The 1,392-nt window shown below is 50.9% G+C and carries 1 protein-coding gene; it reads left to right on the top strand.

From position 1 onward, the window contains the following. The first annotated feature begins 75 nt into the window (after positions 1-75). Positions 76-1,113 carry an IS110 family RNA-guided transposase gene (locus Xvie_RS20245; protein WP_139838928.1) on the top strand — a complete coding sequence of 346 codons (1,038 nt, stop codon included), beginning with the start codon at positions 76-78 and terminating at the stop codon, positions 1,111-1,113. Positions 1,114-1,392 lie beyond the last annotated feature (279 nt).

Here is a 1,392-nt window from a genome sequence, read left to right as displayed (position 1 = left end):
CCCCATTTAAGCGGCATCAGTGTGCCAAAATGGCAGTGTATTCAACACAGCCATTTAATAACGGGAGCGTCCACCATGAAGATTACAACAGTTGGTATCGATCTGGCAGAAAATGTCTTCCAGATCCACGGTGTTGATGCACAGGGTGAAACCGTGCTCAAAAAACAGCTGTCGCGAGCGAAGATGCTGACGTTTTTCGTCAATCTTCCACCTTGCCTGATTGGTATGGAAGCCTGTGGTGGAGCGCATTATTGGGCACGTAAGCTGCAAGATTTTGGCCACGAAGTCAAATTAATGGCTCCACAGTTTGTTAAACCCTATGTCAAAACCAATAAAAACGATGCCGCAGACGCGGAAGCGATTTGTGAAGCGGTGATACGACCGAATATGCGTTTTGTCCCGGTAAAAACAGAAGAACAGCAAAACATCCTGTCGGTGCATCGCGCACGAGAGGGATTTGTCAAAGCTCGTACAGCGCAGGCCAATGCCATTCGTGGTTTACTGAGCGAATTTGGGATCGTTATCGCCCAGGGGATAAAACAGATTGTAGTACGACTACCAGAGATTCTGGAGGATGCCAGTCATAGCCTGCCAGATACCTTCAGGCAACTGCTCCAGCGGTTGGGGGAACACCTGAAGGAGCTTGATCGTCAGGTGACGGAACTGGAACAGGAAATTCAACACTGGCATCGTGGCAATGCAGACAGCCGAAGATTATCGAAAATACCCGGTATCGGCCCGCTAACAGCCAGTGCCCTGGTGGCATCGGTAGGGGATGCCAGTCACTTCGCTAATGGTCGTCAACTAGCGGCATGGCTGGGTCTGGTCCCCCGGCAACATTCGAGTGGGGGGAAGTCAACCTTGCGGGGGATCAGCAAACGGGGTGACAAGTATTTGCGGACACTGTTGATTCATGGAGCCAGAGCCGTGGTGCGATACGCCAAAGAGAAAACAGAGCGAACAGGGAACTGGCTGAACGCTCTACTGTCAAGACGTAATATCAATGTTGCTGTGGTAGCGCTGGCCAATAAAAATGCCCGAATTGTCTGGGCATTGCTGGCACATGACCGAGAATTCGAGACGGATTATGGCCGCCCGGAACCAAGCAACTAAAATCATCCCGTGCAAATAAGGGAGCCCATTTAAAAACAGTTTCCAAAGGTTGCGCAGGCAATCGAGAAGTGATGGCAAGACAGGTCGGACCGTGATCAGGAAACTCTGGTATCGTGCAAGCGCTCATAGCGCGTCGAAATGATGAGAGCCTGGCCAGCGAATTCCATCAGGGACAGAGGCGACGGCCTCAACTAAAGTCCGGATGTATGGCTGCAATCTTAACCTGGTTCGGGTCATAACAAATGATTGTTTGGCAAACAAGGGGCGTCCATGTATGCA

This window comes from Xenorhabdus vietnamensis (genome assembly GCF_002127535.1).
GTDB lineage: Bacteria > Pseudomonadota > Gammaproteobacteria > Enterobacterales > Enterobacteriaceae > Xenorhabdus > Xenorhabdus vietnamensis.
Note: the sequence above shows the minus strand (reverse complement) of the source record. Positions and strands in the feature narration are given on the sequence as shown.

What these genes read in the sequence shown, in the direction of transcription:
- Xvie_RS20245 (WP_139838928.1), top strand. Translation starts at nt 76, where the DNA reads ATGAAGATTACAACAGTTGGTATCGATCTGGCAGAAAATGTCTTCCAG.